Origin of the sequence: Qipengyuania sp. R86523 (assembly GCF_044596365.1) — a bacterium.
Lineage (GTDB): Bacteria > Pseudomonadota > Alphaproteobacteria > Sphingomonadales > Sphingomonadaceae > Qipengyuania > Qipengyuania citrea.
On the sequence record NZ_CP138997.1, the window covers coordinates 1,539,528 to 1,555,944 of the forward strand.

18 protein-coding genes are annotated in these 16,417 nt (G+C 65.4%); 7 read left to right on the plus strand and 11 right to left on the minus strand.

The window, feature by feature from the left end:
• Window positions 1–12: 12 nt before the first annotated feature.
• The gene (locus SJY12_RS07620) at window positions 13–573 is read right to left on the minus strand and encodes an FKBP-type peptidyl-prolyl cis-trans isomerase (protein WP_397504963.1); all 561 of its coding nucleotides are present in this window, start codon (window positions 571–573) and stop codon (window positions 13–15) included.
• Between the two features lie 95 nt (window positions 574–668).
• Complete coding sequence (rpsU, locus tag SJY12_RS07625; RefSeq protein WP_050600999.1) at window positions 669–875, minus strand: 30S ribosomal protein S21; 207 nt, start codon at window positions 873–875, stop codon at window positions 669–671.
• Between the two features lie 220 nt (window positions 876–1,095).
• On the opposite strand from rpsU, the gene crcB reads away from it, so the two are divergent.
• From crcB to SJY12_RS07650, 5 genes are read left to right on the plus strand one after another with little or no spacing between them, the layout of a single operon-like run.
• Window positions 1,096–1,506: a fluoride efflux transporter CrcB gene (crcB, locus tag SJY12_RS07630; RefSeq protein ID WP_063511588.1), complete on the plus strand. Its 411-nt coding sequence runs from the start codon at window positions 1,096–1,098 to the stop codon at window positions 1,504–1,506.
• Entirely contained in the window at window positions 1,503–2,624 is a 1,122-nt protein-coding gene (locus SJY12_RS07635; RefSeq protein ID WP_063535038.1) for an RluA family pseudouridine synthase, read from the plus strand. Before crcB ends, SJY12_RS07635 begins: the two co-directional genes overlap by 4 nt.
• Window positions 2,621–3,280, plus strand: a complete 660-nt coding sequence (locus SJY12_RS07640) for an HAD-IA family hydrolase (protein WP_050600811.1) — start codon at window positions 2,621–2,623, stop codon at window positions 3,278–3,280. Before SJY12_RS07635 ends, SJY12_RS07640 begins: the two co-directional genes overlap by 4 nt.
• Window positions 3,267–3,482 carry a hypothetical protein gene (locus tag SJY12_RS07645; RefSeq protein ID WP_050600812.1) on the plus strand — a complete coding sequence of 72 codons (216 nt, stop codon included), beginning with the start codon at window positions 3,267–3,269 and terminating at the stop codon, window positions 3,480–3,482. Before SJY12_RS07640 ends, SJY12_RS07645 begins: the two co-directional genes overlap by 14 nt.
• Window positions 3,479–4,168, plus strand: a complete 690-nt coding sequence (locus SJY12_RS07650; RefSeq protein WP_397504964.1) for an ATP12 family protein — start codon at window positions 3,479–3,481, stop codon at window positions 4,166–4,168. The genes SJY12_RS07645 and SJY12_RS07650 overlap by 4 nt, the downstream gene beginning before the upstream one ends.
• On the opposite strand, the gene SJY12_RS07655 is transcribed toward SJY12_RS07650, so the two are convergent.
• The 6 genes from SJY12_RS07655 to SJY12_RS07680 all read right to left on the minus strand — a co-directional run bounded on the left by SJY12_RS07655 (window position 4,165) and on the right by SJY12_RS07680 (window position 8,731).
• Window positions 4,165–4,320, minus strand: a complete 156-nt coding sequence (locus tag SJY12_RS07655; protein WP_341858511.1) for a hypothetical protein — start codon at window positions 4,318–4,320, stop codon at window positions 4,165–4,167. The genes SJY12_RS07650 and SJY12_RS07655 overlap by 4 nt on opposite strands.
• Window positions 4,317–5,036: a hypothetical protein gene (locus SJY12_RS07660; protein WP_397504965.1), complete on the minus strand. Its 720-nt coding sequence runs from the start codon at window positions 5,034–5,036 to the stop codon at window positions 4,317–4,319. The genes SJY12_RS07655 and SJY12_RS07660 overlap by 4 nt, the downstream gene beginning before the upstream one ends.
• A 124-nt stretch (window positions 5,037–5,160) precedes the next feature.
• Window positions 5,161–5,745 carry an ABC-type transport auxiliary lipoprotein family protein gene (locus SJY12_RS07665; RefSeq protein WP_397504966.1) on the minus strand — a complete coding sequence of 195 codons (585 nt, stop codon included), beginning with the start codon at window positions 5,743–5,745 and terminating at the stop codon, window positions 5,161–5,163.
• 11 nt (window positions 5,746–5,756) lie between these two features.
• The gene (locus tag SJY12_RS07670; protein WP_397504967.1) at window positions 5,757–6,707 is read right to left on the minus strand and encodes an MlaD family protein; all 951 of its coding nucleotides are present in this window, start codon (window positions 6,705–6,707) and stop codon (window positions 5,757–5,759) included.
• A 9-nt stretch (window positions 6,708–6,716) separates the two neighbouring features.
• Window positions 6,717–7,619 carry an ABC transporter ATP-binding protein gene (locus SJY12_RS07675; RefSeq protein WP_050601000.1) on the minus strand — a complete coding sequence of 301 codons (903 nt, stop codon included), beginning with the start codon at window positions 7,617–7,619 and terminating at the stop codon, window positions 6,717–6,719.
• Window positions 7,619–8,731: an ABC transporter permease gene (locus SJY12_RS07680; protein WP_397504968.1), complete on the minus strand. Its 1,113-nt coding sequence runs from the start codon at window positions 8,729–8,731 to the stop codon at window positions 7,619–7,621. The genes SJY12_RS07675 and SJY12_RS07680 overlap by 1 nt, the downstream gene beginning before the upstream one ends.
• A gap of 173 nt (window positions 8,732–8,904) precedes the next feature.
• Between SJY12_RS07680 and SJY12_RS07685 the strand changes: the two genes are divergently transcribed.
• Together SJY12_RS07685 and SJY12_RS07690 are read left to right on the plus strand one after the other, a co-directional pair.
• Window positions 8,905–11,613 (plus strand): valine--tRNA ligase, encoded by a 2,709-nt coding sequence (locus SJY12_RS07685; RefSeq protein WP_397504969.1) that lies wholly within the window; start codon window positions 8,905–8,907, stop codon window positions 11,611–11,613.
• Between the two features lie 330 nt (window positions 11,614–11,943).
• Complete coding sequence (locus SJY12_RS07690; RefSeq protein WP_050600819.1) at window positions 11,944–12,678, plus strand: 7-carboxy-7-deazaguanine synthase QueE; 735 nt, start codon at window positions 11,944–11,946, stop codon at window positions 12,676–12,678.
• Here SJY12_RS07690 and SJY12_RS07695 read toward each other — a convergent pair.
• Genes SJY12_RS07695 through SJY12_RS07705 form a run of 3 tightly spaced genes read right to left on the minus strand, consistent with a single transcriptional unit; the run spans window position 12,675 to window position 16,393 of the window.
• Window positions 12,675–14,687, minus strand: coding sequence for a helicase HerA domain-containing protein (locus tag SJY12_RS07695; protein ID WP_397504970.1), 2,013 nt, complete (start codon window positions 14,685–14,687; stop codon window positions 12,675–12,677). The two genes, SJY12_RS07690 and SJY12_RS07695, sit on opposite strands and share 4 nt — an antisense overlap.
• Window positions 14,688–14,738: 51 nt before the next feature.
• The gene (locus SJY12_RS07700) at window positions 14,739–15,491 is read right to left on the minus strand and encodes a TIGR02186 family protein (protein ID WP_050600820.1); all 753 of its coding nucleotides are present in this window, start codon (window positions 15,489–15,491) and stop codon (window positions 14,739–14,741) included.
• Window positions 15,488–16,393 carry a sulfite exporter TauE/SafE family protein gene (locus tag SJY12_RS07705; protein WP_050600821.1) on the minus strand — a complete coding sequence of 302 codons (906 nt, stop codon included), beginning with the start codon at window positions 16,391–16,393 and terminating at the stop codon, window positions 15,488–15,490. The genes SJY12_RS07700 and SJY12_RS07705 overlap by 4 nt, the downstream gene beginning before the upstream one ends.
• Window positions 16,394–16,417 lie beyond the last annotated feature (24 nt).

Consider the following 16,417-nt stretch of genomic DNA (forward strand, 5'->3'; position numbering starts at 1 on the left):
CCGGCGGACGGACTATTGCGCCGGCGGGGGTCCCGCCTGGCCGTCGGCGCCCTGCTGTCCCATCATCTGCTGGAGGGCAGCGGCGCGCGCCTGGAAGTCGTCGCGGCTCATGAAGTCGACCACTTCCACTTCGAACACCAGATCGGCATTGGCGGGGATCGGCGAGCCCGGCGGCGGTTCGGCGCCATAGGCCTGATCGGCGGGGATCGTCAGCACGTAGCTGCCGCCCTTCTGCATCTGCTGCAGCCCCTCGATGAAGCCGTCGATGATCGCGCCTTCCTCGAGCAGCAGCGGATTGCCTTCGGGGAACAGGCCCGGCGGCACCGGCAGCGGCTGCGACCGGTCGAATTCGGTCCCGTCCGCCAGCGTGCCGACATAATTGACGAACACGACATCGCCGAGCTGCGGCGAATTGCCCGAGCCCGCGGTTACCGTTTCGACATCGAGCCCGCGCGGCATGGCGGCCCAGGCAAGACCCGCGGCGACGAGGACGGCAAGCAGCACGCCGAGCCACAATTTGGTCAGCGAGCCCTTCTTGATGGGCTGGAGGGGAACGCGGGTGATCTCGGTCATGAAAGTCTCTTCCGGATTCGCAACGGCGGATACGCAAAGGGCGCGGATTGCTCCGCGCCCTCATGGCTTAGCTTGGTAGCAGTCGCAATAGCGACTTACTTGGCGCCGTCGCGCTCCAGCCGCTTGCGCTCGAGCTTGCGCGCGCGGCGGACCGCAGCCGCCTTTTCGCGGGCGCGCTTTTCGCTGGGCTTCTCGTAGTGGCGGCGCAGCTTCATTTCGCGATACACGCCTTCACGCTGCAGCTTCTTCTTGAGCGCGCGGAGGGCCTGGTCGACATTGTTATCGCGAACCATGATCTGCATAAACTTCAATACCTCGACTTTGCGGGCCAGAGCCCGCGCAAAAGCGGGGTATGCCTCCTGAATTGGGGTTTCGCTTGTTCAACGAAAAGCGCGCCGAATCCGTTCCGGACCGGCTCGAACGGGTGCGCACATACGGATTCTCGCAGCCGAAGGCAAGTCTTTGTCGCATGCTGCAGCATCGGGATGACGCAGGGGCAATTGGCGGCTAAGGGCAGCGGCGATGTCCACCTTCTCTCCTTTCGTTGCCGCGCTGCACGTCTTTATCGGCGGCGGGTTCGGCGCGGTGCTGCGCTGGCAGCTCGGCCGCGCAATGACCGGCTGGCTCGGCGCGCCGGTCGTGACCGCCTTTCCCTTCGCCACGCTGGCGGCCAACGCCGCGGGCAGTCTCGCGATGGGATTGCTGGCCGGCTGGCTGGCACGCCACGGCAGCGGGGAAGGCGAGCAATTGCGGTTGCTGCTGGGTGTAGGGCTGCTGGGCGGCTTCACCACATTCAGCGCGTTCAGCCTTGAAATGGTGCTGCTGATCGAACGCGGACAATATCTTTTCGCCCTGCTCTATGCAGTGCTGTCGATTGCATTGGGCATCACCGGGCTGATGGTCGGTCTCGGCGTGATGAGGATGGCAGGATGAATACCTCCGACGAAGTACGCAATTTCACCGTCGAGGCGGATGACGACGGCATCCGGGTGGACCGGTGGTTCAAGCGGCACCTGCCGCAGGTCGGCTTCGGCACGGTCAGCAAATGGGCGCGCACCGGCCAGGTCCGGGTCGACGGCAAGCGGGTCAAGCCTGACGACCGGCTGGCCGAGGGGCAGCAGATTCGCGTGCCCCCGGGGGGCGATGCGCCGCACAAGCAGCCCAAGGCGAAGCGCGAGCTCAAGCCCGCCGAGATCGAGCAGGCGCAGGCCATGCTGATCGAGCGGACCAAGGGCGCGCTGGTGCTGAACAAGCCGCCGGGCCTTGCGACGCAGGGCGGGACGAACACGTTCAACCATGTCGACGGCCTGCTCGACGCCTATGTCGAAGGCGAGGACGATCCGCGCCCGCGGCTGGTTCACCGGCTCGACAAGGACACCAGCGGCGTGTTGCTGGTGGCGCGCACGCCGGGCAGCGCGGCCTATTTCTCCAGGCGCTTCTCGGGCCGTTCGGCTAAGAAGATCTACTGGGCGCTGGTAATCGGCGTGCCCGATGTGAAGGAAGGCGTGATCGAGGCGCCGCTTGCCAAGCAGCCCGGATCGGGCGGCGAGAAAATGCATGTCGACCACGAGGGCGGCCAGCCGGCCAAGACCAAGTACCGGGTCGTCGACGCGGTGGGCAAGAAAGCCGCCTGGCTCGAACTGCAGCCGCTGACCGGCCGCACGCACCAGCTCCGCGTGCACTGCGCGGCGATGGACCACCCGATCGTGGGCGACGGCAAATATGGCGGCAAGGAAGCGTTCCTGACCGGCTCGATCAGCCGCAAGATGCACCTCCATGCGCGGCGCCTGATCATCGACAGCCCCGACGGCGGCAAGCTCGACGTGACCGCCGATCTTCCCGAACACTTCGCCGCCTCGATGGAGCAGCTCGGGTTCGACGTGAACCTGTCCGATGCCACCCCGATGCGCGACGATCCGCCGCCCAAGACGCGCGAGGAGAAGAAGCAGCAGGCCCGCCAGCATGCGAAGAACTTCCGCAAGTCGCAGCGCTCGCCGCGCCGGGCGCGGGGCGCGCTGGCGAAAGGCAAGCCGAAGGGCCCGCGCAAGTGAGCCGGCTGGTCGTCTTCGATTGCGACGGCACGCTGGTCGATGGGCAGGCGGCGATCTGCGAGACGATGGAACTGGCCTTCCGCAACACCGGCCTGGCCGCGCCCGAACGCAACAAGGTCCGCCGGATCGTCGGGTTGAGCCTGCCCTTTGCGCTGCGCGAGCTTGCCCCCGATGCCACCGACGACGAACGCCATGCCGTGGTCGAGGCCTATAAGGCGGGTTACCGCGAGCTCCGCCTCTCGGGCGCGCTGCGCGAACCGCTGTATGCAGGCATCGCCGCGCTGATCGACGAACTCGATGCCGAAGGCCGCCTGCTGGGCGTCGCCACCGGCAAGAGCGACCGCGGGCTCCACGCGTGCCTCGACACGCATGGCATCAAGCATCGCTTCGTTTCGCTGCAGACCGCCGACCGCCATCCCTCCAAGCCGCATCCCGCCATGCTCGAAGCCGCGCTGGGCGATGCCGGCGTGGCGCCTGCCGACGCCGTGATGATCGGCGATACCAGTTTCGACATGGAAATGGCGCAGGCAGCCGGCGTCCGCGCGATCGGCGTGGCCTGGGGCTATCACGAACCGCGCGAACTGCTCGACGCCGGGGCCAGCGCGGTGGCCGAAACCGCACAGCAATTGGGAGACCTGATCCGTGGGACAAACTGACCATGACCCGGCCAAGGCGCGGTTCCTGACGATCCAGGCAGTGCGATTGTCGGGGGTCGTGACGGCGGTGCTGGGCGCGCTGGTGCTGGGCGGCATCCTGCCCCTGCCCGAGATTGCCGGCTATATCCTCGTCGCATTGGGCGTGGCCGAGATATTCATCCTCCCGATCGTGCTCGCCAAGCGCTGGAGAAGCGGCCAGTGAAGCGGTTCTATACGCGCGTCCATGTCGAACGCGCAGCTTCCGGCCATCAGGTGTTCCTCGACGGGCGGCCGCTGAAAACGCAGGGCGGGCGGCAGCAGGTCGTCGATTTGCTTGCGCTGGCAGAAGCGCTCGCAAGCGAATGGGATGGACAGGGCGAGACGATCGATCCGGCACGCTTTGCCTATCGCGACATGGCCGATTACGCGCTCGACACGCTGCCCGAAGGCCGCACCGCGGCGATCGCCAAGTTGCTGCGCTATGCCGAAACCGACACGCTTTGCTATCGCGCCGATCCGGACGAGCCGCTGTGGCATCGCCAGCGCGACATGTGGGACCCGCTGGTCGAAACGCTCGAGGCCCGCGAAGGCATCGTGCTGGAACGCGTCAGCGGGGTGGTGGCGAAACCGCACGCCCCGGCCACGATGGACCGGCTGAAAGCCCGGGTGGAAAGCCTGGATGATTTCACCCTCGCTGCGCTCGAACAGCTGACTGCGCTATCCGCATCCTTGTGCGTCGGCCTGGCCGCGCTCGACCACGATGCAGATGGCGAAGCGCTGTGGGCAGCGGCCAATCTCGAGGAAGACTGGCAGATCGAACAATGGGGCGCGGACGAGGAAGCCGCCGCGCGCCGCGCGAAGCGGCTGGAGGCATTCCTCAAGGCGATGGCCTTCGTACGGCTGCTCTAGTTCCGGCCCGCCTGCCTGCGCCGCAGGCGCTCGATGATGGCGGCATCCATCCAGAAGATGTCGTTGTCCCCTTCGCCGACGGTGCGATGGAAGAACAGATATTTGCCATCGGGGGTCACCGTGGCCGACGCTTCCCAGCGTGCGGTGTTCACGGTTTCGCCCAGATTGATGGCTTCCCCCAGCTCCCGTCGGCCTGCCGGAAGCTGACGTATATGTCGGAATCGCCATAGCCGCCCCCCCTGCGCCCATCGAACAGAAGGTAGGATTCGTCCGGCGCGATGAAGGGATGGGCCAGCCATGTGCCGGTATTGATCGCCGCGTCGGCAAGCTCGGGCGCCTGGCGTTCGCCATCGACAATGCGTGAATAGCGGATGCGGCCATCGCCGGCCGATCCGACCTCGTCGAAATAGTAAGTGTTCCGCGCCGATGCGGTAAGGCGCATGATCCTGAACGGTTCGAAAGCCTCACCGAGCCGCTTCGCTTGTGACCAGCCATCGGCATCGCGGACCTTGTACGCGCGCCCGATATGCATGGTCTGCCCATCGGGGGCGATGAACGGGGTGCCCTGTCGTTCCCACAACACCTCATCGTGCCACTCGCCTTCCCGGTAGCGGTAGACGTGCTGCCAAGTGGTCTCGTTTTCGTCGCGCTTGAGGACGTAGAATTCGCGCATGTCGGGCGAGAAAACGCCGCCGTATTCCCAGCCCTTGGTGGTGATGATGCCCGGCGCGAAGGGTTCGGGCGCCGATCCGGGCGGTTCCTGGCCCAGATAGGGGCGTTCGATATGCCCTTCGCCTTCCCCTGCCACAGCGTTCGCGCTCGCTACGCCCAGCGTCAGCAGGATGATCCCGGCAAGCTTGGAGTTCATAATCACCCTCCCCGAGTGAACATGATCTCATATCTGCAAGGCGAAATCATGGCCGGCCAAGTCGTCTCCGACGGCGGTCGTCCGTTATTCGACTGGCGACATGGCAGGAGCCGCTACGCCCCGCTCAGTTCAGCCAGTCGGCGATTTCACCGGCGACCTGGTTGGCCGCTTGGTTGAGCGCCGGGCCGACGAAGGCGGTTTCGGGCGCGGTAACAGGCACGCGCGCCTCGAAGCGGCGGCTGATTGCGCTCGCGCCCGCACCATTGCGCACCGCGTCGAACACCACTACCACCTCGCGCGTCCGCGCATCGTAGCCGAACGCGCGCAGCGAACCGTGGAGGCGGTCGGCCGCGTTCAGGCCGGGATCGTCGCCATCGACCACCACGCGGCCGTTTTGCGAGCGGATCGTCTCGGCCACCAGCTGGCCGAACAGGCGGGCGGGCCGGTCGACCCAGAACGCATCCTGCAGATAGGCCAGTTCGGTGTCGGTGACCTGCACCGGGACCCGCGTGACATCGAGCGCCTTGGTCGCCTCGAACGGGACGATCGCCAAGGCCGTGCCCCGGTCGCTCGCGGCGCTTTCGCCGGCGGGGGCGGTGGCAGCGGGGGTCAGAGTCAGCAGGCTGTCGGGTGCCTCGCCGCCAAAGCTCAGGCAGCCGCCCAGCAGCAGGGCGGGAGCCAGCGCAGCAAGTTTGGTCATGCGTGTCATGCTGGTGCCCCTTACGGCTTGTAATCGGGCAGCGGCTGGCTGGAAAGCAGCGCGCCGGCACCCTTTTCATCGATCATTTCGGTCACGTCGCGCAGCGCCTTGCTGGTTGCGCGCAGGTCGCGCAGCGTGGCTTCCGCGGCGGGCAGCGTGCTTTCGGTCAGCTGCTTGGTCGCAGGCCGCGCCTCGTTGAGCGTGTCTTCGAGCGCGCGCGCAGCGCCGCTGGCCGATTTCAGCGTCGAGCGCAGGTCGCGGGCAATCGCCTCGCCTTCCTGGTTGATGATGCGATCGGTCGAGGCGGTGACCTGTTCGAACTGGTCGAGCGCCTCGCTGGCTTCGCGCAGCGTCACCTGCAGTTCGGCCATCGTGCGTTCGAGCTGGGGCGCGGCAGCGGCGAAGCCCGCGCTGGCGGCATTGGTGTTGGCGAGGATCTGCGAGATTTCTTCCTGGTTGCGATCGCTCAGCAGGACGGTCAGCCGCTCGGTCAGCGTGGCCAGCCGCTCGAGCAGGAGCGGGGCGCTGGCCAGCACCGCGCCGAACCCGCCGCCAGTGGTGGGCGGAATGATCGGCACGCCTTCGGTGCAGGCCGTGGTCTCGCACGATATCGGCGGCGCACCGCTGCGCGCGCCGTCGAGCGTGATCGTCGACACGCCGGTGAAACTGCCCTGGATCGTCGCGGTGGTGCCGACGAGGATGGGCACGCTTTCCTTGACCTTGATCCGCACGCGGACGAATTCGGGGTCCTTGTCCCACAATTCGATCTGGTTGACCTGCCCCACCGGCACGCCGGCGAAATCGACCGAGCTGCCATTGGCGAGGCCGGCGACCGACTGCTTGAAGAAGATATCGTATTCGTTCTGGTCCCCGCCGCCGAGCCGCGCGAGCCACACGATGAACAGCGCGAGCGCGCCAAGGATCAGCAGCGTAACCGCCCCTACCCAAACGTGATTTGCCCGCGTTTCCATTGGTTCGCCCTATGCCTTGCCCGCAGGCGGTTTGTCCAACGCTTTGACCGCATGCGCAGCGACCGGTTCGTCCATGTGCCGGCGCAATTCGTCGAGCGCCTGCGCGGTCAGCGCCGCGCGCCCGCGCGGACCGTTGAAATATTGCTGGATCCACTCGTGATCGAGATCGAGCAGGTTCGGCACCGTGTCGACCGCGATGACCTTCTTGTCCGCGATCACAGCAACGCGGTCGCAGATCTCGTGCAGCGTATCGAGATCGTGGGTGATGAGGAACACGGTCAGCCCGAGCGTTTCCTTCAGTTCCAGCGTCAGCTGGTCGAACGCGGCCGCGCCGATCGGATCGAGCCCGGCGGTGGGTTCGTCGAGGAACAGCAGCTCGGGATCGAGCGCCAGCGCGCGCGCCAGCCCGGCCCGCTTCTTCATGCCGCCCGACAGTTCGGAAGGGTATTTGCCCACCGCTTCTTCGGGCAGCCCCGACAGCACGACCTTGTAGCGGGCGATCTCGTGGCGCAGTTCGGGCTCGATCTCGGGGTAGAACTGCTTGAGCGGGACCTCGACATTCTCGCCCACGGTCAGGGTCGAGAACAGCGCCCCGCCCTGGAACAGCACGCCCCAGCGGTTGCGCACGCCGATATCGACCTCGGGATCGCTGTCGATGGTCGAGCGGCCGAACACGCTGATGTCGCCCGCGGTGGGATGCTGCAGCCCGATGATCGAGCGCATCAGCACGCTCTTGCCGGTACCCGAACCGCCGACCACGCCGAGGATTTCGCCGCGCCGGACCTTGAGATCGAGATCCTGGTGGACGACCTGGTCGCCAAAGGCATTGGTCAGCCCTTCGACGACGATCGGGTAATCGCCGCGATAGCGTTCGTGGCGGCCCAGTTCGCGCCCAGCTTCGTCCTGCGCCATCAGCCCCACCCGATCTTGGTGAAGAAGACCGCGAAGAAGGCGTCGATAACGATCACTGCGAAGATCCCCGTGACCACGGCCATGGTGGTGCGCCGGCCGACTTCTTCCGAATTACCCTTGACCTGCATGCCGTGATAGCAGCCGGCCAGCGCCACGATCAGCCCGAAGACCGGCGCCTTCAGCAGTCCGACCCACAAATCGTAGATCGGGACCACGTCCTGGATCCGGGTGAGAAAGGTCCAGAACGGAATGCCCAGCATGAACTGCCCGACGACCGCGCCGCCGACGATGGCGACACCCGCGGCATAGAAGCCCAGCAGCGGCATCATCAGCACGGCGGCCATGACGCGGGGAATGACCAGCGCTTCCATCGGCGATATGCCGATGGTCTGCATCGCATCGACTTCCTCGGTCAGCCGCATCGTGCCGATCTGCGCGGCGAAGGCACTGCCCGACCGGCCGGCTACCATGATCGCGGTCATCAATACGCCCAGTTCGCGCAAGGTGATCCGCCCGACCAGATTGACGGTCAGCGTCTCCGCCCCGAACTGCGCCAGCTGGACTGCGCCCTGCTGCGCGATGACCACGCCGATAAGGAAGCTCATCAAGCCGATGATCGGCAGCGCCGAGACGCCCACCAGCTCGAGCTGGCGGACCAGCGCCAGCCAGCGGAACCGCCGGGGGTGGCGGATCAGGCTGCCCATCGACAGCAACAGCGCGCCGAGGAAGCCGACCACACCGTAGATCCCGCGGCGCGCGGCGTATATCTTCTCGCCCATCACCGTGGGCACGCGTTCCCATACGGGCAGGCGCGGAGCGGCGATCTGCTCTTCCGACCCGGTCCCTTTCAGCGCGTCCATCAGGCGTTCGGCGCGCTCGCTCGCGCCCGAAATCTCGGCCTCGTGTTCGCGCGCCAGGCTGCAGGCGATCCAGGCACCGACGGTGTCGATCTCGGTCACATCGGCCAGATCGATCCGGGCGATCGGACCGTCCAGTGCACGCAGATCCTGATCGATCGCGCCGACGGTGGACACGAGATAGGGCCCCGACAGGGCAAGCACATTGCCCCCATCGCCATCTTCGCTCAGATCGTATTCGGCGAAACCACCCATTGCCGCGCGGTATGCGAGCAAATCCGCCGCTTGCCAAGCGGCGATCGCCGGGTGTCACCTGCAACGTTGCATCGCAACAAGCGCGCTGGCAAAGGCGGTGCTCACCATTTGGCTGCGACTTCCCGGGGGCGTACGGGCAGGCGCGGGACGAGAGCGTCTACGAACAGGAAACCATGAGCACCGAGCTACCCACGACCTTCGACCCGGCCGCAATCGAGGCGCGCTGGTACGCGCATTGGGAACAGGAAGGCCTCTTCCGCCCCGAACGCCCCGATGCGCAGCCTTACACGATCGTCAATCCGCCGCCCAACGTCACCGGCAGCCTGCATATCGGCCATGCGCTCGACAATACGCTGCAGGACATCATGATCCGTTACGAGCGGCTGCGCGGCAAGGATGCGTTGTGGGTGGTGGGCACAGACCATGCGGGCATTGCCACGCAGATGGTCGTCGAACGCCAGTTGGAGGCGAAGCAGGACAAGCGCACCAATTACAGCCGCGAGGATTTCGTGGCCAAGGTGTGGGAGTGGAAAGAGGAAAGCGGCGGCACGATCACGCGCCAGCTGCGCCGCCTCGGCTGCTCGATGGACTGGAGCCGCGAACAGTTCACCATGGACCCGCATTTCAGCGCGGCGGTGACCAAGACCTTCGTCGATCTTTATAACGACGGGCTGATCTACCGCGACAAGCGGCTGGTCAACTGGGACCCCAAGCTCAAGACCGCGATCAGCGATCTCGAGGTCGAGACGCAGGATGTGAAGGGTTCGTTCTGGCACTTCCGCTACCCGCTCGAAGACGGCGTCACGCTGGCCGATGGTCGCGACTATATCGAGGTTGCGACCACGCGCCCCGAAACCATGCTGGCCGACATGGCGGTGGCGGTGCATCCCGAGGACGAGCGCTATGCCAGCGTGGTCGGCAAGCATGTCGTGCTGCCGATCACCGGCCGCCGGGTGCCGATCGTCGCCGACGAACATGCCGATCCCGAACTGGGCAGCGGCGCGGTGAAGATCACCCCCGGGCACGATTTCAACGATTTCGAAGTCGGCAAGCGCGCCGGGTTCAAGCCCGCCGAGATGCTCAACATGCTCGATGGGGAAGCCAATGTCTGCCAGACCGCCGACGATCTGGTGCCCGAGGAATTCCTCGGCCTGCACCGGTTCAAGCGTGACGGGGTCGACGGCGCGCGCGAACTGGTCGTGCAGCGACTCAAGGACAGCGGCCACCTCATCCCGCATATCGCCAAGACCAAGAAGGGTGAGGAACAGGAACTCGACGCTGAACCGCGCACCATCGCGACGCCTTTCGGCGACCGCGGCGGCGTGGTGATCGAACCCTGGCTGACCGACCAGTGGTATGTCGATGCCGAGAAGCTGGCGGTGAAGCCGATCGAGGCAGTGAAGAACGGCGAGGTCGAGATCGTTCCGAAGAGCTGGGAGAAGACCTTCTTCAACTGGATGGAAAACATTCAGCCATGGTGCGTCAGCCGCCAGCTGTGGTGGGGGCACCGGATCCCGGCGTGGTACGATGCTGAAGGCAAGGCCTATGTCGCACTGACCGAGGAGGAAGCGCAGGCGCAGGCAGGCGAAGGCGCCGCATTGACCCGCGACGAAGACGTGCTCGACACGTGGTTCTCCTCTGCGCTGTGGCCCTTCGCCACGCTCGGCTGGCCCGAGCAGACCGACCTTGTCGCCAAGCACTATCCCAACGACCTTTTGGTCAGCGGCTTCGACATCCTGTTCTTCTGGGATGCCCGCATGATGATGATGGGGCAGTACACCACCGGGCAGAACCCGTGGCCCAAGCTGTATCTGCACGGTCTCGTCCGCGCGGCGGATGGGCAGAAGATGTCCAAGTCGAAGGGCAATGTCGTCGACCCGCTGGGGCTGATCGACCAGTACGGCGCCGATGCGCTGCGCTTCTTCATGGCGGCGATGGAAAGCCAGGGCCGCGACATCAAGATGGATGACAAGCGGATCGAGGGATACCGCAACTTCGCCACCAAGCTGTGGAACGCGACGCGCTTCTGCCAGTCGAACGGCATCGGCGCGAGCACCAGCATTGCCGCACCCAAGGCCACCCATGCGGTCAACCGCTGGATCATCGGCGAGGTCGTCCAGACCAGGCAGGCGCTCGATGCGGCGCTGGCCGATCTGCGTTTCGATGCGGCGGCAAACACGATCTATCACTTCGTGTGGGACCGGTTCTGCGACTGGTATATCGAACTGGTCAAAGGCAATTTCGACGAGGAAACCAGGGCGGTCGCTGGCTGGGCGCTCGACCAGATCCTCGTGATGCTGCACCCCTTCATGCCCTTCATCACCGAAGAACTGTGGTCCAAGCAGGGCGACCGCGCCGATTATCCGCTGATCACTGCAAAGTGGGTCGATCCGCAGGCCGAGGTGGATGCCGAGGCCAAGGCAGAAATCGACTGGCTGATTGCGCTGACCAGCGCGATCCGCACCGCCAAGAACGAGCTTGGCATTGCGCCGGGCGCCAAGCTGGAAGCCTTCTGCCCCGCGCCCAGCGCGCTGGCGAAATCGGTGGTCGAGGCCAATGCCGGTGCCATCGAAAGGCTGGCGCGCCTGACCGCGATCCATTTCGCCGAAGCGCCGGCTGGTGCAGCGATGCAGATCGCAGCGGGCGAGGATGCGCTTGTCATTCCGCTCGAAGGCGTGATCGACATCGAGGCGGAGAAGACCCGCCTGTCGAAGGCGCTGGAGGCATCCGCCAAGGAAGCCAAGTCGCTCGAAGGCCGGCTGTCGAACGCGAACTTCGTCGAACGCGCCAAGCCCGAAGCGGTCGAAAAGGCACGCGCCGACCATGCGCACCACGTGGCCGAAGTCGCGCGGCTCGAAGCCGCCCTGGCGCGGCTCGGCTGACAAAACACGCCTAACTCTCTCGTCACCCCGGACTTGATCCGGGGTCAGGCTTCTTCGCTCGGCCTTGTGCCCGCAACGAGGAACAGCCCGACCCCGGCTCGGAGGCCGGGGTGGCGGATAGGGTGAACGAGGGCGGCGATTTCCTACGCGGCCCGATTGTGTCATGAACGCGGCAATGGCCTACGACCCTACCCCCGCTTGCGAAGCGCAAATTCAATCGAGTGCGTCGATCAAAACCCGCTTGACTGATCGGTTCGATTTTTGTGCATGGACCGTGGTCCATGCGGTCCATGTGTGCGCCGCGCACGACGAACCGAGTGAGCCTGCCCGATGCCGCTAGTCCTCGCCACGCAGGCTCCGGGTGAGCCGGAGATCTTCGCCAGCGTGCAGGGCGAAGGGCCGAGTGCAGGCATGCCCTGCACCTTCCTGCGGCTGTCGCGCTGCAATCTCGCCTGCGTGTGGTGCGACACCGCCTATACCTGGCACTTCGCGGGCGACGAGCGGCCGCACCGCGACGGGGTCGAATTCGACCGCACGGCCAACCAGCTCACGCTGGACGAGGAAGAAGTTGCCGCGCGTATCACCGCGCTGGGCCAGAAGCGCCTGGTCATCACCGGCGGCGAACCGCTGCTGCAGGCGCCCGCGCTGGCGCGGCTGCTGGGCCATTTGCCCGATGTCACGGTGGAGATCGAGACCAATGGAACGACCAAGGCAAGCCCCGCGCTCGACATCCGCATCGACCAGTTCAACGTCAGCCCCAAGCTGGCGCATAGCGGCAATCCTGCGGAACTGGCGCTCATCCCCGAGCGGCTCGACGCCTATGCCACCGACCCGCGCGCCTGGTTCAAGTTCGTGATCGCTGCGCCGGCGGACCTCGACGAGGTGCTGGCGCTGCGCGATCGCTACCGCTTCAAGCCCGACCACGTCTTCCTGATGCCCGAGGGCACCGACAGCGCAACGCTGCGCGAACGCGAGCAGTGGCTCGCGCCGCTATGCGTCGAACACGGCTTCAGGATGAGCGACCGGCTGCATATCCATTTGTTCGGCGATACGCGCGGGACCTAGCCCTGCGAGCGCCAGCGCTGGACGGTGCGCTCGACGATCTCTTCCTCGCCGCCGGTCTGGTTCCACAGTTCGATGAAGCTGGGGTCCTCCGATGCGGGCCGCTTGGATTCCTCGAGATTGTCGAAGCTCATGCGGATCGGGATTGCCACGCCTTCGCCGCAGATGATGCATTCCCGGTTGCGCAGCGCGGGGATGGCATCGAGAAAGCCGCGCGCGCCTTCGGGCATCGCCGCGCGGACGAAGTCCTGGTCGCGGTCGTTGTTGAGCCGCATCGACAGGATCGTGCCGCATTGCGACAGCACGCCTTCGGCAAGGTCGGACGGACGCTGCGTGATAAGGCCAAGGCTGATACCGTACTTGCGGCCTTCCTTGGCGATCCGCGACAGGATGGTGCCCACCGAATTGCCGTCGGCATTCTGTTCGTTGGGGACGTACCGGTGCGCCTCCTCGCACACCAGCAGGATCGGCGAGGTGCGTTCGTCGCGGCTCCAGATGGCGAAGTCGAACACCAGCCGGCTGAGCACTGCGACCACGGTCGCGGTGATGTCCGACGGCACGCCGGAAACGTCGATGATCGAGATCGGCTTGCCGTTCGAGGGCATCCGGAAGATCTTGGCGATGAAGTCGTTCATCGTGTCGGCCACCAGCATGCCCGAGAACATGAACTGGTAGCGCGGATCGCTCTTGATCTCGTCGAGCTTGTTCTTGATCCGCATGTAGGGCGCGGAGTTGGTCGCCTTGTCGAGCTTGCCCATCGCATCCTGTAGCTCGTTCGAGAGATCGGAGAGCAGGTAAGGGATCGGCGAATCGACGGTGATCTTGCTCATGTTCTCCGCCAGCCGGCTTTTCTGGCGCGACTTGAGCAGGCACTTGGCCAGAATATCCGCATCGACCTGCCGCTCGTTGCCATTGCTGGTCAGCAGCACTTCGCAATGCTCTTCGAAGTTCATGATCCAGTACGGCATCTGCAGGTTCGACACATCGAGGATCATGCCAGTGTTGCGGAAGGCCGAGGCATATTCGCCATGCGGGTCGACCATCACGATATGGCCATCGGGCGCAGCTTCGCAGATCCGGTGGAGGATCAGCGCCGCGCTGGTCGATTTACCCGTACCGGTCGAGCCGAGCAGTGCGAAATGCTTGCCCAGCATCGCATCGACATAGATGCCGGCGCGAATGTCCTTGGTCGGATAGACCTTGCCGATGGTGATCGCGCTGCGTCCGTCGCTGGCATAGACCTGCCGCAGGTCGGCCGTGGTCGCAGGATAGACCATCGCGCCGGGTACCGGATAGCGGGTCACGCCGCGGCGGAAAGCGTGCAGCTTGCCGGTCAGCTTCTCTTCCGCGCCTTCGCCGAGGAAATCGATATTGGCGAGGATCGAACCGGCCTTGCGGTCCTGCTTCTGGTTCCGCACGCTGGCAAGCAGCCAGCTGTTGCCGACACGGATCTTGATCTGCGATCCGACCTGCCCGGCCATGGCGATAGAGGGATCGGCATCGGCCGCGCATTCATTGAGCCGCGCAAGATCGATCGCCACCTGCGAACCCGCGCCCGAGATTTCCAGCACCACGCCGATCGGCTGGTCGGCGTTCTCGCTGGTGGTCGGTGCGGGCGCCTGCGAAGCCGCTCGGCTCGGGGCGGCTGCCTCGTCGGCTGCCGTACCGTCGCGCCGCGCCTGTTCCTGCGCCGGGGCGGCCGGTTCGTCTGCGGTCGCTGAAGGCGGTGCCGGCTGCACTGGCTGGTGCCGGTCATCCGCCTGCGTTTCGGGCGGCTGGCTTTCGGTCCTTTCCGGCGGCTGGTGTACATAGCCCGACGGCGATGGGGCGGGGGCAGGCGCAGCCGCATCGCCGCCACGCATGATCCGGTCGCGCAGCGACCGCCTGTGCTTTTCCGGCGGCTCGGCCCCGGTTTCCTTCGACGGGTCGAACGTACGGTAAATCGGCTTGCCCATATCGGTCATCGATCCGGCGGTATCCTGCGTTGAATGCGCCCATCGCGCACGCAGCATGCCTGACCGAAAGTGCTTAAGATGTGGTCAACGCAAAAGCGCGCTTGCGCGTCAGATAAGCGCGAACAGGCGCCCGGCCGCCCAGCCCATCCCGACCGACAGCATCACCGCCAATAGGCCGTAGACCAGCGACCATTCCTGCGAATAGCGGGCCACCAGCCGTTCGAAACCGACCTTGCGCACTTCGACCTCGGCCTGCGCCGAAGCGATCACGCGGCCATCGCGCACGGCGAAGGTCTCGGCGGTATAGGTCCCCGTCGACACATTGGAAGGCAGCGAGATACGCGACTGGTAAAGCACCTGTTCGCTGATCTGGACGCCTTGGAAATCCTGCTTGTAGAGGTCTTGCCGCGTCTTGAGATCGACCAGTCCGGCCTTGAAGCGCGCCTGTTCCTCGGGTTCGATGACACCGCTGGGCGATAGCTGGATATAGGCGGTGCCGAATTCGTAGATCGCCGCGGTTTTCTCGTCGACGATATCGGCGATCGGCTTGGAAGATGCGACCGCGAAATAGGACGGGACCGAGCGGAAATCGCTGCTGGCAGCGTTGACCCACACTCCGGCGAAGCGTTCCTTCTCGCGCAGCCGTACGGGTTCGGACGGTCCCTTGAGCACGACGACGATATCGTAGTCGCTGCCCGCCGCGCGACCCTGCGGATCGAGCACCGCCCCGAACAGCAGCAGCTCGGTGCCGGTAAAGCCCTGCCGTACCTGCACTTCGTGCTGGCTGACCTCGGGCACCAATATGGGATCGCGCTGGCCCATCAGCGCGAAGGCGAAAGCAAGGAGCAGAAGCGCTCTCATAGCGGGTAGATCGTGTAGATTTCATCGGGCTGGTAGAACAGGCCGAGGAACATGCGAAAGGCCACCATCAGCACGATGGCGGCGAGGATCAGGCGCAGTATTTCGGGCTTCGCCTTGACCGCAAGCTGCGAACCGAACTGCGCCCCGGTGACCGAACCGACCAGCAGCAGGAAGACCAGCACGATATCGACTGCCTTGGTGGTGAGCGAATGCATCATCGTGGTCGCCATGGTGACGAACAGAATGTTGTAGAGCGAAGTGCCCACCACGACATTCGCGCTCATCCCGAGGATGTACAGCATCGCCGGCACAAGGATGAACCCGCCACCGACCCCCATCAGCATCGTCAGGATTCCCACCGCGATGCCGACGACTAGCGGTGCCAGCGGGGAGATATAGAGGCCCGAGCGATAGAAGCGCCAGCGCATCGGCAGGCTCGCGACCAAGGGATGGTGGCGCCGCCGCGCTGCCTGGGCATTGCCCTTGCCGCGCAGCGTCTGGACCGATTCCCGGGCCATCAGCAGACCGATCGTTCCCAGCAGGATCACGTAAAGCGCGCTGATGACCACGTCGATCTGCCCGATCGACCGGAAAAAGCGGAACAATAGCGCGCCGAAGCCCGAACCGATAACGCCGCCGGCGACCATCACCATACCCATCCGGTAATCCACGCCGCCGCGCCCGCCATGCGCCAGCACGCCGGTAACGCTGGCCCCGGTGACCTGGGTCGAAGCCGAGGCCGCAGCGACGGTCGGAGGAATTCCGTAGAAGATCAGCAGCGGAGTCGTGAGAAAGCCTCCCCCGACTCCGAACAGGCCCGACAGCACACCTGTCAGCCCCCCCAGCGCGACGATCCATAGCCCGTTGACGGACAGGTTCGCGATAGGGAGGTAGACGTCCATGCCTGCGCCCTATCGCAGCGGCGT

Bases quoted from the DNA above. Each gene is read 5' to 3' on its own strand.
- rpsU (WP_050600999.1), bottom strand. From the start codon at position 875: ATGCAGATCATGGTTCGCGATAACAATGTCGACCAGGCCCTCCGCGCG.
- SJY12_RS07690 (WP_050600819.1), top strand. From the start codon at position 11,944: ATGCCGCTAGTCCTCGCCACGCAGGCTCCGGGTGAGCCGGAGATCTTC.
- SJY12_RS07635 (WP_063535038.1), top strand. From the start codon at position 1,503: ATGAATACCTCCGACGAAGTACGCAATTTCACCGTCGAGGCGGATGAC.
- crcB (WP_063511588.1), top strand. From the start codon at position 1,096: ATGTCCACCTTCTCTCCTTTCGTTGCCGCGCTGCACGTCTTTATCGGC.
- SJY12_RS07660 (WP_397504965.1), bottom strand. From the start codon at position 5,036: ATGAACTCCAAGCTTGCCGGGATCATCCTGCTGACGCTGGGCGTAGCG.
- SJY12_RS07685 (WP_397504969.1), top strand. From the start codon at position 8,905: ATGAGCACCGAGCTACCCACGACCTTCGACCCGGCCGCAATCGAGGCG.
- SJY12_RS07675 (WP_050601000.1), bottom strand. From the start codon at position 7,619: ATGGCGCAGGACGAAGCTGGGCGCGAACTGGGCCGCCACGAACGCTAT.
- SJY12_RS07670 (WP_397504967.1), bottom strand. From the start codon at position 6,707: ATGGAAACGCGGGCAAATCACGTTTGGGTAGGGGCGGTTACGCTGCTG.
- SJY12_RS07620 (WP_397504963.1), bottom strand. From the start codon at position 573: ATGACCGAGATCACCCGCGTTCCCCTCCAGCCCATCAAGAAGGGCTCG.
- SJY12_RS07695 (WP_397504970.1), bottom strand. From the start codon at position 14,687: ATGCTGCGTGCGCGATGGGCGCATTCAACGCAGGATACCGCCGGATCG.
- SJY12_RS07680 (WP_397504968.1), bottom strand. From the start codon at position 8,731: ATGGGTGGTTTCGCCGAATACGATCTGAGCGAAGATGGCGATGGGGGC.
- SJY12_RS07705 (WP_050600821.1), bottom strand. From the start codon at position 16,393: ATGGACGTCTACCTCCCTATCGCGAACCTGTCCGTCAACGGGCTATGG.
- SJY12_RS07665 (WP_397504966.1), bottom strand. From the start codon at position 5,745: ATGACACGCATGACCAAACTTGCTGCGCTGGCTCCCGCCCTGCTGCTG.
- SJY12_RS07700 (WP_050600820.1), bottom strand. From the start codon at position 15,491: ATGAGAGCGCTTCTGCTCCTTGCTTTCGCCTTCGCGCTGATGGGCCAG.